Here is a 13,552-nt window from a genome sequence, read left to right as displayed (position 1 = left end):
CCCGCCGAAATGCACGAATGATGGAGGACATTTAGTGACCGACCCCTACCAGAACCAGCCAGGCTTCGGCGGCCCGCAGTACGGTCCGCCCGGGACGGGGCCGGACCTGAACAAGCAGCCCGAGGCGCCGGGTCAGCAGTACCCCTCGGATCCGTACAACCAGCAGCAGCCGCAATACGGTCAGCCCCAGTACGGTCAGCCGCAGTACGGCCAGCCCGATCCCTACGGTCAGCAGCCGGGCGGCTACCCGCCCGCGCCGTACCAGGGCGGCGGCTACAACCCGAACGATCCGGAAGCGCCCTACGGTCGCGACCCGTTCGGCGTGCCGTTTTCGGATAAGCAGAAGCTGACCGCGGGTCTGCTACAGATCTTCCTCGGCGGCTTCGGCGTCGGCCGTTTCTACACCGGCCACACCGGCATTGCCGTGGCGCAGATCGCGGTCACCTGGCTGACCTGTGGTTTCGGCGGCATCTGGCCGCTGATCGACGGCATCATGATGCTGACCGGCAAGGTGCCCGACAGCCTCGGGCGGCCATTGCGCGACTGACCGCCGCAAACAGTTGACCGACGGGCCGGCCGCATCGCACGACGATGCGGCCCGGCCCGTCGCCATTTTCGGCAGGCTGTGCGAGGATTCGGCGCACCATGATCGCAATACTGTCGGTCGGCGTCGTCCTGGCGTAGCCTGAGCCGGGTTTTTATGCCGTGTCTGGATGGTGTTCGTAGTCCAGACACCGAAGAGAGGGACTTCCGTGCGCCGCAAGCTGTTCGCCGCCGCCATGCTCGCCATCGTCACCGCTACCGGGCTCACCGCCTGCGGCAGCAGCAGCGATCCGAACGTGCTGAAGGTCGGCACCGAAGGCACCTACTCGCCCTTCAGCTACCAGGGCTCGGACGGCAAGCTCACCGGCTACGACATCGAGGTCATCCAGGCGGTCGGGGACAAGATCGGCAAGAAGATCGAGTTCGTGCAGACACCGTGGGACGCGATCTTCGCCGGTCTCGAGTCCAAGCGTTTCGATCTGGTCGCCAACCAGGTGTCGGTCACCGACGAGCGCAAGGCCAAGTACGCCCTTTCGCAGTCCTACACCACCTCCGAGGGCGCGATCCTCACCCGCGCGGACAGCAACAACATCACCTCGCTCGCGGACCTGAACGGCAAGACCAGCGCACAGTCGGCGACCAGTAACTGGGCCAAGGTCGCCCAGGGTGCGGGTGCCAAGGTCGAGGCGGTGGAGGGCTTCGTGCAGGCGGTCCAGTTGCTGAAGACCGGCCGCGTCGACGCGACCGTCAACGACAGCCTGGTCGCGCTCGACTACATCAAGAAGAACGGCGACACCGGCGTCAAGATCGCCGCCAAGGCCGGTGAGGTCAGCAATCAGGCCTTCGCCGCCCGCAAGGACGACGCGCTGATCGGTCAGGTGAATACCGCGTTGGATCAGCTGCGCGCGGACGGCACGCTGGCCAAGATCTCGGAAAAGTACTTCGGCACCGACGTCAGCAAATAACCGCCCGTGGATCCCGCGACCAGGGAACTGATCTGGCACAACCTGTGGCCGATGCTGCAGGCCACGATCGACAAGACCATCCCGCTCACCGCGATCAGTTTCGTCATCGGTCTGGTCATCGCGTTGTTCGTGGCGCTGGCGCGGATGTCGCCGCTGTGGTTGCTATCGGCGCCCGCACGGTTCTACATCTCGATCATTCGCGGCACGCCGCTGCTGGTGCAGTTGTTCATCGTGTTCTACGCGCTGCCGCAGTTCGATATCGTCATCGATCCGTTCCCGGCGGCGGTGATCGCATTCAGCCTCAATGTCGGCGGTTACGCCGCCGAGGTCGTGCGCGCGGCCATCCTGAGTGTCGCGGAGGGGCAGTGGGAGGCGGCCAAGGCGCTCGGCATGTCGTATGCCCAGGAGTTGCGGCTGATCATCCTGCCGCAGGCCGCCCGCATTGCCGTGCCGCCGCTGTCCAACACGCTCATCTCGCTGGTCAAGGACACCTCGCTGGCCTCGACCATCCTGGTGACCGAACTACTGCGCACCGCGCAGTTGGCCGCGGCCCCGACGTTCGACTTTTTCGCCCTGTACGGCGTCGCCGCGCTGTATTACTGGGTGATCTGTCTGGTCCTCGGCGTCGGTCAAACGCGCCTGGAAACTCGGCTGTCCCGCCATGTCGCACGATGACGAGGCCCTTTGTACTTTCCACTAAGCCTTCGTACATATTTTTCACCTAGCTTTCACCGAGGCCACAGCAGGCCAGGGGTGCTACACGGGACTAGGCTCTACTCGTGATGCGACGGACGAAGATTGTGTGCACTCTCGGCCCAGCGACCGCTACCGAGGAACGTATTCGGGAACTCGTCGAGAGCGGCATGGATGTGGCGCGGCTGAATTTCAGCCATGGCGAACACTCCGACCATGCCGAGAACTACAAGAAGGTGCGGCAGGCCTCGGACCATATCGGCCGGGCGGTCGGCATTCTCGCCGATCTACAGGGACCGAAGATCCGGCTGGGCCGCTTCATAGACGGCAAGACCGTATGGGCCAACGGTGAAGAGGTCCGCATAACTGTCGATGACATCGATGGCACCCATGATCGTGTCTCCACTACCTACAAGGAGCTGGCCAAGGACGCCAAACCGGGCGACCGCCTGCTCATCGACGACGGCAAGGTCGGCGTCACGGTCATTCGGGTCGAGGGCAACGATGTCGTCTGCCGGGTGACCGAGGGCGGACCGGTCAGCAACAACAAAGGCGTCTCGCTGCCGGGTATGGATGTCTCCGTGCCCGCGCTGTCGGAGAAGGACATCGAGGACCTCGAATTCGCGCTCAAGCTCGGCGTCGACTTCATCGCGCTGTCCTTCGTGCGTTCACCCTCGGACGTCGAACTGGTGCACGACGTGATGGACCGGGTCGGCCGCCGCGTTCCGGTGATCGGCAAGTTGGAGAAGCCCGAGGCCATCGACAATCTCGAGGCCATTGTGCTGGCCTTCGACGCGGTCATGGTCGCGCGCGGTGACCTCGGTGTCGAATTGCCGCTCGAGCAGGTGCCGATCGTGCAGAAGCGGGCCATCCAGATGGCTCGCGAAAATGCCAAGCCGGTCATCGTCGCGACTCAGATGCTGGAGTCGATGATCGAGAACTCCCGCCCGACCCGCGCCGAGGCCTCCGATGTGGCCAATGCGGTACTCGACGGCGCCGATGCGGTGATGCTGTCGGGTGAGACCTCGGTCGGCGCGTACCCGATCGAGACGGTACGCACCATGGCGCGGATCGTGCACGCGGTGGAGACCGAATCCACCCGGGTGCCACCGCTGACCCACGTGCCGCGCACCAAGCGCGGTGTCATCTCCTATGCCGCCCGCGATATCGGCGAGCGGCTCAATGCCAAGGCGCTGGTCGCCTTCACCCAGTCCGGCGATACCGTTCGCCGCCTGGCTCGTCTGCACACCCCGCTGCCGTTGCTGGCGTTCACCCCCCTTCCCGAAGTGCGCAGCCAGCTGTCGCTCACCTGGGGCACCGAAACCTTCATCGTCCCGACGGTGGACAGCACCGATGCGATGATCCACCAGGTGGATGTAGCACTGCTGTCCATGGAGCGATATCAAAAAGGTGATCTGGTGGTAATCGTGGCAGGCTCCCCGCCCGGTACTGTCGGCTCCACCAATCTGATCCACGTGCACCGTATCGGTGAGGAGGACCATTAGTCGTGACTGCTTCGCTAGGTGGCGCTGTCGGCCTCGGGGCCGCAGCGGAGGGTACCGATCTCGACGTGCTGCTCGGACTGCTCGATCTGGAACAGGTCGACGAGGATGTCTTCGTCGGCCAGCATCCGGAGAAGGTCTGGAGCCGCACGTTCGGCGGTCAGCTGGTTTCGCAGGCGATCATGGCGGCGGGGCGGACGGTCGACGGTGACCGTCCGCTGCACGCCGTCAACGCGCATTTCGTGCGTGGTGGCGATGTGAAGAAGCCGATCGAATATCAGGTCGACCGCCACCGCGACGGGCGTTCACTGGCCAACCGCACGGTCACCGCGACCCAGGACGGTCAGGAGCTGTTCGTCATGCTCGCCGCGTTCCAGGATTGGGGCAAGGGGCTCGAGCACGCGCACGCTCAGCCGGAGGTGCCGGATCCGGAGACGCTGCCGCGCGTCGAGGAGAGCTTCGCGGGCTTGGAAGACAAGCTGGAGATGTTCGTCAAGGCGCCGCATCCGATCGATATGCGCTACACCAACGACCCGGCCTGGATCCTGAAGGGCACGGGGGAGCGGCTCAACCACAACCGCGTGTGGATGCGGGCGGATGGCAGACTGCCCGATGATCCGCTGATTCACGTTGCGACGCTTGGCTATTCGTCCGACACCACGGTGCTGGATTCGATAATCACCACGCACGGCCTTTCCTGGGGTCTGGATCGCATCGTGGCCGCGACGATCAACCATTCGATCTGGTTCCACCGCCCGTTCCGCTTCGACGATTGGGCGCTCTACGCGACCGAGTCCCCGGTGGCCGCCGGATCGCGTGGTCTTGCCACAGGCCGATTCTTCTCCCGCAGTGGCGAATTGCTTGCCACCACGGTCCAGGAAGGCATCATCCGCCACTTCCCGGCGCGCCGCTGAGTCCGGGTGCCCATGTGTTCGGCGGACAGTGACAACTGATTTCGCAAGCACATGGGTAACTCGTCGGGTACGTCCAAAAGTCTTGTGGCACACGACGCCGGACCTGTACGTGACCTCCGTGCTGCCTGACTGGCATGGCCTCAATATCCGGGGAGGCGGAATCGTTCGCGCTCGGTTTCGAAGTCGAAGCTGTCGCGGCGCTGCACACGGATGGTTCGCGGGATCGCCAGATCCATTGGGCAGCTGGCGGTTTCCAACATCAGGCGCTTCTCCAGCGCGCCCAGGCTCGGTGCGGTCAGATCGCGCGGCGCACCGACCAGGCTGAGGGCGATCTCATAGGTGCGTCTCGCCCCGTGCTCTTGGCCGGGATGCTCTACGCGCCACTGGGTTTCGAGTAGTAGGTGCTCCGGTGCGTCGGGCTCGACGGGCAATGTGAAGCGCCACGCGAAGACATCGCGGTCCTGGAGGTGGTCGTCCACCACCTCGCGCACAGAATCGACAACGCGATCGAGGGCTTCCGGTGTGACATAAACATGGAGCGAAACATCCGAAATTCGTTTCGGCATGTCTGATTCCTGTCGTGTGTCGAACCATCAACGGCGGAAGTTATTCCGCGCGCGAGTGTAATCCCTTTACCCGCTAATTGGACACCGGGCCCTGCGTGTCAGCGGATCCGCTGGGCGGCAAGGAAGGCGGCCAGCGGCGCGGGACGCGCCCCAGGGGCCACTACGAGGCCGTTGCGTTCGTCGTCGACGGGCCTTTGCTGCTCGTGCGGCGCCAAGGCCAGCAGCAGCGGTACCAATGCTTCGGCGATGCGGTCACCGACCTCGCAGAACGCGGCCTCCGACAGGCCGACGGGGTCGGTGATATTTTCCCGCCCGACAAGGGCGAGATCGTGGCGGGCGCGGTGCAGATCGGCTATCGTCTCGGCGCCGGTGACCTTGGCGATCCGATGTGCTTCCAGCAGGGTGAAGGTGCGTGATCCGGCCCCGAATGCCAGCTGTGCCGCCTGATCCCGGATCTGCTCGGTCATGGCGAGCACCAGATCGGCGCGGTCGATCAGTTCCGGCTTCAGCTTGCGGGCCCGGAAATGGTCGGCGTCGGCGCCGAGTCCCTCGATGGTTCGCGCGGCGAGCGGTTCGATCGGAAAGCCGACCAGCGCACGGGTTCCCGCACTTTCCGCGGTGAGGCCGGGCAGGTTGTATTCGACCGCTACGGCGCGGGTCAGTCGCTCGGCGATAACCGAACGGCAGACATTGCCGTTGCAGACGAACAGGACGTGCATGCGGATACGGTAGGCCGCGCACGGGCCGACCAGAAGGCCGTCGGCATCGAATCACAGCCCGCAAAATACATATTCATCTGCTGGTCAAGTGCCGTACACGAAGTACGCCCCGGTATTCGGATAAACGCTCGATACGTGTTGCCGTCAGGCGGTCGATCGGTAATCGAGGTCTGGGCGTCCTGCTGAAGGTACCCGGCGCGAGCGGTTTCGACGATGCCGAGTATTGCCACGGTTGGGGATCGGATTTACTCGGACTCCCCACGGTAGTAAGCGGATTCGGCGACCACGGGTGCCACCTCGGGCGCTTCGCCGTACACCCGTTCCCGCGCCGTGAACATCCGGCCGCGCGAGGCCACGACCGGTGCGAACCGCGGCAGTCCGGAGCCCGCCCCCATATCGTCGTACATGGCATCGATACCGCCGCGCATGAAGTAGGCCTCATGCCAGAACCCGGTTCCGCCGGAGTCGCGCAGAAACTTCTGCCACCAATCCCGATGCGGCGCAGAGCGTGTCCATCGTTCCAGCGAATCCAGATCCCGCCAATACTGCCGCGCTCCCCAATGCGGCGGAAACAGCGACCAGATCACGTCCTCGTGCGACAACAGCCCGTCCGGCCGATCCTTGTGCGACCGATACAGTTTCGGGCCGAGACCGAGCAATCGCAGGAATCCGCGCGGCTTGCGCACCCGCATCCCGAGATAGATGACGACCAGATCCGGATACCCGGACAGATCGACAGTGGTCCTGTTAACCCGCATCGAGGCACCTCCGTGTCCGGCTGCCCACATGCAACCCTACGCCCGAAATACGAGACAGCCCGCGCCGGAGTTCGATCGTCGCCCGAGCGGGCCTCGCGCGAGAACGGCCCGTGCTCGCCAAGAGCACGGGCCGCCTATCTGGTGCCGATTGTGGGACTCGAACCCACACGTCCTTTCGGACAACGGTTTTTGAGACCGTCGCGTCTGCCAGTTCCGCCAAATCGGCGCACCGGTGGGAAAGCATAGCGGGTCACTGTCGAAAATCACGAATGGGCTGGGTCCGAAGTGATAGACGCCCGGTTTGCGCAGGGTATATGGGTTGTATGCGGAACTGAAAGGTACTCTTTACATCACTCGACGGCGACAGTGTGGGGCGATGGACCGGTGCCCCGGACCGCGGCCACTCCTTCGCGTGTCGGGGACACGGCATCGGAACCAGAGGGGTCTACCTATGAGCAACACAGCAGGGGGCGCCGGCACGAAGCGGGACGCCGGGGCGAAGCGGGTCGTCGTCGCGGAAGACGAAGCGCTCATCCGGATGGATCTGGTGGAGATGCTGACCGAAGAGGGCTATCAGGTTGTCGGTGAGGCGGGCGACGGCCAGCAGGCGGTGGATCTGGCGGTGGAGCATCGGCCCGATCTGGTCATCATGGATGTGAAGATGCCGCGCCGCGACGGTATCGATGCCGCCGCCGAGATCGCATCGAAACGCGTTGCGCCGGTTGTGATTTTGACCGCATTCAGTCAGCGCGATCTGGTCGAGCGGGCGCGCGACGCCGGTGCGATGGCGTATCTGGTCAAGCCGTTCACGAAATCGGATCTGGTGCCCGCCATCGAATTGGCGGCCAGCCGCTTCCACGAAATCACCGCGCTGGAGAGCGAGGTCGCCAATCTGGCCGACCGCCTCGAGACGCGCAAACTGGTCGAGCGGGCAAAGGGCGTGCTCATGCAGACCCAGGGCTTGTCCGAGCCGCAGGCATTCAAGTGGATTCAACGTACCGCGATGGACCGCCGCACTACCATGAAGGCGGTAGCCGAGGTGGTGCTGGAGAATCTGGCCCCGAAGTAGGCCCGTTCGTGCGCCCCGGCCGTTCAAGGCCGGAAACTTTACATTCCGGAAACCCGATCGCGATGAAAAATTCGAAACGATGTCGATCGGATGATCCGAATGTGATGCGCCGCTAACGTACCAACGCTATGTTCTGACCGGGCTGACGTGGTCGGCCTCCTCGGAGGAGAGCCCGGGGGAGCACAGGACGTAGAGGTGAAACGTGCTTAGTTCGACATGGCGCAGTCGTTCGATGCGGGGTGCATTGGCCATCGGTGCCGCCGCCGCGCTCGTGCTGACGGGGTGTAGCGATAAATCGACCGACGGTGGTTCGGGCACCTCCGGCACCAGTGGCGCGGGCGGTCTGAAGATTCAGCCGGTCATGCAGATCGACGCCAACGGCAAGCAGGTGCCGAAGTCGGACAGCGCCTCGGCCGCCGACCCTGCGGGCGACGGCAAGGCCACCTGCCCGGCCGGTACCTCGATCGCCATGGCGGGCGCGCTCACCGGCCCGGACGCGGCCCTCGGCATCAATATCGTCGACGGCGTGAAGCTCGCGCTGGACAAGCACAACAAGGCCAACCCGGGCTGCAAGATCGAGCTCAAGCAGTTCGACACCGAGGGCGACCCGCAGAAGGCCACCCAGGTCATCCCACAGATCGTCAACGACAAGTCGATCATCGGCCTGGTCGGTCCGGCGTTCTCCGGTGAGACCAAGGCCACCGGCAAGATCCTCAGCGATGCCGGACTGGTTTCGACGACCGCCTCGGCCACCAATGAGACGCTGACCCAGAACGGCTGGACCAGCTTCTTCCGCGGCCTGGCCAATGACGGCGTGCAGGGTCCCTCGGTGGGCAAGTACCTGGTCAACACCGCGGGCTACAAGAAGGTCTGCGTCATCCAGGACAACACCGACTACGGCACCGGTCTGGCCAAGACGATCATCGAGGGCCTCGGTTCGGCCAACGACGCGTCCTGCAATGCCAGCATCAAGAAGGGTGACAAGGACTTCTCCGCCACGGTCACCAAGATCGCCAGCGCCGCGCCGGACGCCGTCTTCTACTCCGGCTACTACTCCGAGGGCGCGCCGCTGGCCCAGCAGCTGAAGTCCGGTGGCGTCAAGGCGGTCTTCGTCTCCGCCGACGGCACCAATGATCCGCAGTTCGTCGCCCAGGCCGGTAGCTCGTCCAAGGGCGCGGTACTGTCCTGCCCGTGTGGTCCGGCGCCGGACAAGTTCACGGCGGACTACAAGGCACTCAACGGTGCGGAGCCGGGTGTGTACTCGGTCGAGGGCTACGATCTGACCACGATCTTGGCCAAGGGTATCGACGGCGGCAAGCTGACCCGTCCGGACCTGCTGGAATACGTGCGGTCCTACGACGGCAACGGTCTTGCGCGCCAGTACAAGTGGAACGCGACCGGTGAACTGACCAACGCGCTGATCTGGATCTACGAGGTCAAGTAGCCCTAGACAATCCGCACGGCGGCACGTACAGGGGTTCGTGGAATCCCCGTACGTGCCGCCGTGTCGGATGGGCGAATGAATGAGGGCAAAAGACGAATGACATCAACGGCATTGGCCGGTGTAGCACAACTCGCCGGCGGTTCGATCGACTTCAATTACCACGGAGTGATCGATAACTTCTGGCGACTGACCGTCGACGGGGTGACCTACGGCTCAATCTATGCCTTGGTCGCCGTGGGCTATACCCTGGTCTACGGCGTATTGCGGCTGATCAATTTCGCCCATTCGGAAATATTCATGCTCGGCATGTTCGGTCAATTGGTCGGGCTCATGCTGTTCGGATTCGTGGCGAATCCCGATGTATATACCCAGGGCATCATCCTGACCGTCACCTATCTCGCGTTGGCGATGATCATCGGCATGCTGGTGTCCGGTGGCGCCGCGGTCGGATTGGAGCGCGTGGCCTATCGGCCATTGCGCAAACGCGGGGCCAAACCGCTCAGCTTCCTCATCACCGCGATCGGCATGTCGTTCGTGATCCAGGAATTCGTGCACTTCATCCTGCCGAAGATCAATCCCAAACTCGGCGGCACCAATGCGCAGCAGCCGATCAAACTGGTCGAGCCGAGCGTGCAGTTCAGTTTCTTCGGCGCCGAGGTCGACAACATCAAGCTGCTGATCGTGCTCGCGGCGATCGCGCTGGCGATCGTGACCGAGGTGCTGATCAACCGGACCAAATTCGGGCGTGGCATCCGCGCCGTCGCCCAGGATCCCGATACCGCGACGTTGATGGGCGTTTCGCGGGAACGGGTCATCATGTTGACCTTCTTCATCGGCGGTGTACTGGCCGGCGCGGCCGCGTTGCTGTACGCGATAAAGATCCCGCAGGGGATTATCTACTCCGGCGGATTCATCCTCGGCATCAAGGCATTCAGCGCCGCGGTGCTCGGCGGCATCGGCAATCTGCGCGGCGCATTGCTCGGCGGCATCCTGCTCGGCGTGGTCGAACAGTACGGCCAGTCGCTGCTCGGTTCGGAGTGGCGCGATGTCGTCGCGTTCGTGGTGCTGGTGCTGGTGCTGATGGTGCGACCGACCGGCATCCTCGGTGAGAGTCTCGGGAGGGCCCGCGCATGACCGACTCGACCAAAACCCCTGATTCCGTGCCCGAGACGTCCAAGGCGGCCACGCCGAGACACGGTGTCGGAGATTCGATTCGGACCTGGTGGGACGGCCTGAGCCGCCCCGCGCAATGGGGTGTCGGCGTGCCGATCCTCATTCTGCTCGCACTGCTTCCGCTGTTCCCCCCGCCGCTGCTGGATACCCCCGGCTACAACTTCGGCCTGGTCATGGCGCAGGTCGCGATGTACGCGCTGATCGCCATCGGCCTGAATGTCGTTGTCGGACAGGCGGGTCTGCTCGATCTCGGTTATGTCGGCTTCTACGCCATCGGCGCGTATACGGTCGGCCTGCTCACCAGTCCGAACAGTCCGTGGAATCAGACCGACGGCGGCTGGCTGAATCCGACCTGGGCCTGGATGGCCTGCCTGCCGATCGCGGTCGCGGTGACGGCCATTTCCGGCATCATTCTCGGAACCCCGACCCTGCGGCTGCGCGGTGACTATCTGGCGATCGTCACCCTCGGCTTCGGCGAGATCGTACGACTGCTCGCCGACAATCTCTCCGATATCACCAACGGCAGCCTGGGGCTTTCCGGTGTCGCCTTCCCACACATCGGTGAGTCCGCCAGCAAGCCGGAGGGTGTGTTCTCCGGCGGCAACAGCGGCAATGCCGATAGCGCGAATCTGCTCGACCGGGCCAGTTACGGCACCTGGTGGTATTGGTTCGCGATGGTGCTGGTGATCATCGTGCTGCTGATCGTCGGAAATCTGGAACGCAGCCGGGTCGGCCGCGCCTGGGTGGCCATTCGCGAGGACGAGGACGCCGCCGAGATCATGGGCGTGCCGACCTTCAAATTCAAGCTCTGGGCCTTCCTGATCGGCGCTGCCGTCGGCGGCATGTCCGGTGCGATCTACGCCGGTCAGGTGCAGTTCATCAATCCGACCGGATTCAACATCATCAATTCGATGCTGTTTCTGTGCGCGGTCGTCATCGGCGGTCAGGGCAATAAGCTCGGAGTCATCTTCGGCGCGTTCATCATTGCCTATCTGCCCGCGCGGCTGCAGTCGGTGAAATTGGTGAACAATGAATCCACCGGGTACATCCTGTTGGCGATCGATGTGCTGATCTTCGTCGGGCTGATCCTCGTGTGGAAGTACAAGGGCGACAGTCTGGGTGCGTGGCCACGGCGCGGCTGTATTACCGGCATGGTTGTCACCGGCGTCATGGGTGCATTGTTGCTCGGCAGCGTGCTGCTGTTCCGCGTCGGCGGTGCGCAGTCCCTCGGTGACCTCAAGTACATGTACTTCGGAATTACCTTGGTGGTCATGATGATTCTGCGGCCACAGGGTCTGTTCCCGGTGCGGCAGAAGCTGCTGACCTTCGGTAGGCAGGTTTATCAGGCTGTGCGCAAACCGGGTGAGCGTGAATTGATCGGAGCGGGACGATGACCGGGCCGGGCGCGGGTGACGCGCTGTTCGACAACGAGGATATGGCGGCCGGATATGCGGCACCGCCCGAGGTCGAGAGCGCGGGCGAGGTCGATGTCACCGCCGTGATCCCGGTGCTCGCCGATGCCGAGGTCGTCGCGGATGTGGTTGCCCCGCACCGTGAAATCGAGACCGCGGTCGGTGCGCCGCTGCTGCGCACCGATGAGCTCACGGTGCAGTTCGGTGGTCTGACCGCATTGGACAAGGTCAGCTTCGAGATTCGTCGCGGCGAAATTCTCGGACTGATCGGACCCAATGGTGCGGGCAAGACGACCTGCTTCAACGCCATTACCGGTGTCTACAAACCGGCCTCGGGTCTGGTGTATTTCGACGGCAAACCGCTGACGAAGACCAAGCGCAACGAGATCACCCGGCTCGGTATCGCCCGTACCTTCCAGAATGTGCGGCTCTTCGGCGAGATGACCGCGCTGGAGAATGTGGTGGTGGGCACCGACGCCAGGCATAAGACCTCGGTGCCGGGCGCGATCTTCCGCACTCCGCGGCACCGCAGCGAGGAGAAGGATGCGATCGAGCGCGGCATGGCCCTGCTCGAATTCGTCGGCATCGCACCGCGTGCGGTGGAGAAGGCGCGCAATCTCTCCTATGGCGATCAGCGCCGATTGGAGATCGCCCGCGCGCTGGCAACCGAGCCGAAACTGCTCTGCCTGGACGAACCCGCCGCCGGGTTCAATCCGAGCGAGAAGTCGGCGCTGATGGATCTGATCCGCAAGATCCGCGACGACGGGTTCACCGTGCTGCTGATCGAGCACGATATGCGCCTGGTCATGGGTGTCACGGACCGGATCGTGGTGCTGGAGTTCGGCCGCAAGATCGCCGATGGGCTGCCCGCGGATATCCGCGACAACCCGGATGTGATCGCCGCGTATCTCGGTGTGCCCGATGCCGAGGCAGCGGCGGCCGAAAAGGCCACCGCCGTAACCGAAGTGGTCGAACCGGAACAGCCCGTCCACGAACCTGCTCCGGCCGTCGGCGAGCATCGCAAGCCGGAGTCGCGCGATTTCAGCGAAGCGCCGCCGCTGCTCGAGGTCGACGACATGGTCGTCAACTACGGCAGAATCCAAGCGCTGCACGGCGTTTCGCTCCGGGTCGCCGAGGGCGAGCTGGTGACCCTGCTCGGCGCCAATGGCGCGGGTAAGACCACTACCATGCGCGCGCTCTCCGGCCTGCTGCCGCTGACCCGCGGCAAGATCAGGTTCGAGGGCCGCGACATCACCCATATGAAGGCGCACGAGCGGGTGACGCACGGGTTGATCCAGGCGCCGGAGGGCCGAGGTGTCTTCCCCGGTATGACGGTCCAGGAAAACCTCGATATGGGTTGCTATGGAAGGGCTTTCAAGCAGAAGGCGGAATACGGGCAGACGCTGGAGTGGGTTTTCGAGCTCTTCCCGCGACTGTCCGAGCGACGCAAGCAGGTCGGCGGCACCCTTTCCGGCGGTGAGCAGCAGATGCTCGCCATCGGCCGCTCGCTCATGGCCCGTCCGCGTCTGCTGTTGCTCGATGAACCGTCGATGGGCTTGGCGCCCATGGTGATTCAGCAGATCTTCCGGATCATCAGCGAGATCAACCAGCAGGGCACCACGGTGCTGTTGGTCGAGCAGAATGCCCAGCAGGCGCTGACCCGCAGCGACCGCGCCTACATCCTGGAGACCGGTGAGGTGACCAAGAGCGGTATCGGCGGGGACCTGCTCACCGACCCCGCGGTGAAATCCGCCTACCTGGGCGTGGGCTAGAAGTCGGACCGTCCGTGGTCGC

General features: G+C 64.0%; 13 protein-coding genes, 1 tRNA gene and 1 pseudogene. 11 read left to right on the top strand and 4 right to left on the bottom strand.

Annotated elements, in window-relative coordinates:
• Positions 1-34 precede the first annotated feature (34 nt).
• From ACQP1T_RS27700 to ACQP1T_RS27680, 5 genes are all read left to right on the top strand, one after another.
• Positions 35-547 carry a TM2 domain-containing protein gene (locus ACQP1T_RS27700; RefSeq protein WP_433755982.1) on the top strand — a complete coding sequence of 171 codons (513 nt, stop codon included), beginning with the start codon at positions 35-37 and terminating at the stop codon, positions 545-547.
• Between the two features lie 166 nt (positions 548-713).
• Positions 714-1,508 (top strand): amino acid ABC transporter substrate-binding protein, encoded by a 795-nt coding sequence (locus ACQP1T_RS27695; RefSeq protein WP_433755981.1) that lies wholly within the window; start codon positions 714-716, stop codon positions 1,506-1,508.
• A gap of 6 nt (positions 1,509-1,514) precedes the next feature.
• Positions 1,515-2,183, top strand: coding sequence for an amino acid ABC transporter permease (locus tag ACQP1T_RS27690; protein WP_433755980.1), 669 nt, complete (start codon positions 1,515-1,517; stop codon positions 2,181-2,183).
• Positions 2,184-2,287: 104 nt separating this feature from the next.
• On the top strand, positions 2,288-3,706 hold the full coding sequence (pyk, locus tag ACQP1T_RS27685) for a pyruvate kinase (RefSeq protein ID WP_433755979.1): 1,419 nt from the start codon (positions 2,288-2,290) through the stop codon (positions 3,704-3,706).
• A 2-nt stretch (positions 3,707-3,708) separates the two neighbouring features.
• Positions 3,709-4,617, top strand: coding sequence for an acyl-CoA thioesterase (locus ACQP1T_RS27680; RefSeq protein WP_433755978.1), 909 nt, complete (start codon positions 3,709-3,711; stop codon positions 4,615-4,617).
• Positions 4,618-4,757: 140 nt separating this feature from the next.
• On the opposite strand, the gene ACQP1T_RS27675 is transcribed toward ACQP1T_RS27680, so the two are convergent.
• The 4 genes from ACQP1T_RS27675 to ACQP1T_RS27660 all read right to left on the bottom strand — a co-directional run bounded on the left by ACQP1T_RS27675 (position 4,758) and on the right by ACQP1T_RS27660 (position 6,886).
• On the bottom strand, positions 4,758-5,183 hold the full coding sequence (locus tag ACQP1T_RS27675; protein ID WP_433755977.1) for a hypothetical protein: 426 nt from the start codon (positions 5,181-5,183) through the stop codon (positions 4,758-4,760).
• Between the two features lie 98 nt (positions 5,184-5,281).
• Positions 5,282-5,902 (bottom strand): low molecular weight phosphatase family protein, encoded by a 621-nt coding sequence (locus tag ACQP1T_RS27670; RefSeq protein ID WP_433755976.1) that lies wholly within the window; start codon positions 5,900-5,902, stop codon positions 5,282-5,284.
• A gap of 245 nt (positions 5,903-6,147) precedes the next feature.
• Positions 6,148-6,660 carry a monooxygenase family protein gene (locus ACQP1T_RS27665; protein ID WP_433755975.1) on the bottom strand — a complete coding sequence of 171 codons (513 nt, stop codon included), beginning with the start codon at positions 6,658-6,660 and terminating at the stop codon, positions 6,148-6,150.
• A gap of 139 nt (positions 6,661-6,799) precedes the next feature.
• Positions 6,800-6,886: transfer RNA gene (locus ACQP1T_RS27660), tRNA-Leu, on the bottom strand.
• Positions 6,887-7,111: 225 nt separating this feature from the next.
• Between ACQP1T_RS27660 and ACQP1T_RS27655 the strand changes: the two genes are divergently transcribed.
• The 6 genes and pseudogenes from ACQP1T_RS27655 (at position 7,112) to ACQP1T_RS27630 (ending at position 13,530) form a co-directional block, all read left to right on the top strand.
• Entirely contained in the window at positions 7,112-7,729 is a 618-nt protein-coding gene (locus ACQP1T_RS27655; RefSeq protein WP_040688928.1) for an ANTAR domain-containing response regulator, read from the top strand.
• A 232-nt stretch (positions 7,730-7,961) separates the two neighbouring features.
• A complete protein-coding gene (locus ACQP1T_RS27650) occupies positions 7,962-9,173 on the top strand; it encodes a branched-chain amino acid ABC transporter substrate-binding protein (protein WP_433755974.1) in 1,212 nt (403 codons plus the stop codon).
• Positions 9,174-9,269: 96 nt separating this feature from the next.
• Positions 9,270-10,307: a branched-chain amino acid ABC transporter permease gene (locus tag ACQP1T_RS27645; protein WP_040688934.1), complete on the top strand. Its 1,038-nt coding sequence runs from the start codon at positions 9,270-9,272 to the stop codon at positions 10,305-10,307.
• Positions 10,304-11,740: a branched-chain amino acid ABC transporter permease gene (locus ACQP1T_RS27640; RefSeq protein WP_433755973.1), complete on the top strand. Its 1,437-nt coding sequence runs from the start codon at positions 10,304-10,306 to the stop codon at positions 11,738-11,740. Before ACQP1T_RS27645 ends, ACQP1T_RS27640 begins: the two co-directional genes overlap by 4 nt.
• Positions 11,737-12,687, top strand: a pseudogene (locus ACQP1T_RS27635) (ABC transporter ATP-binding protein); the annotation flags it as partial. The gene ACQP1T_RS27640 and the pseudogene ACQP1T_RS27635, both read left to right, overlap by 4 nt.
• Positions 12,688-12,834: 147 nt before the next feature.
• A complete protein-coding gene (locus ACQP1T_RS27630) occupies positions 12,835-13,530 on the top strand; it encodes an ABC transporter ATP-binding protein (RefSeq protein ID WP_327102034.1) in 696 nt (231 codons plus the stop codon).
• Positions 13,531-13,552 lie beyond the last annotated feature (22 nt).

The sequence above is a fragment of the Nocardia sp. CA-135398 genome (assembly GCF_050955845.1).
Taxonomy (GTDB): domain Bacteria; phylum Actinomycetota; class Actinomycetes; order Mycobacteriales; family Mycobacteriaceae; genus Nocardia.
Note: the sequence above shows the minus strand (reverse complement) of the source record. Positions and strands in the feature narration are given on the sequence as shown.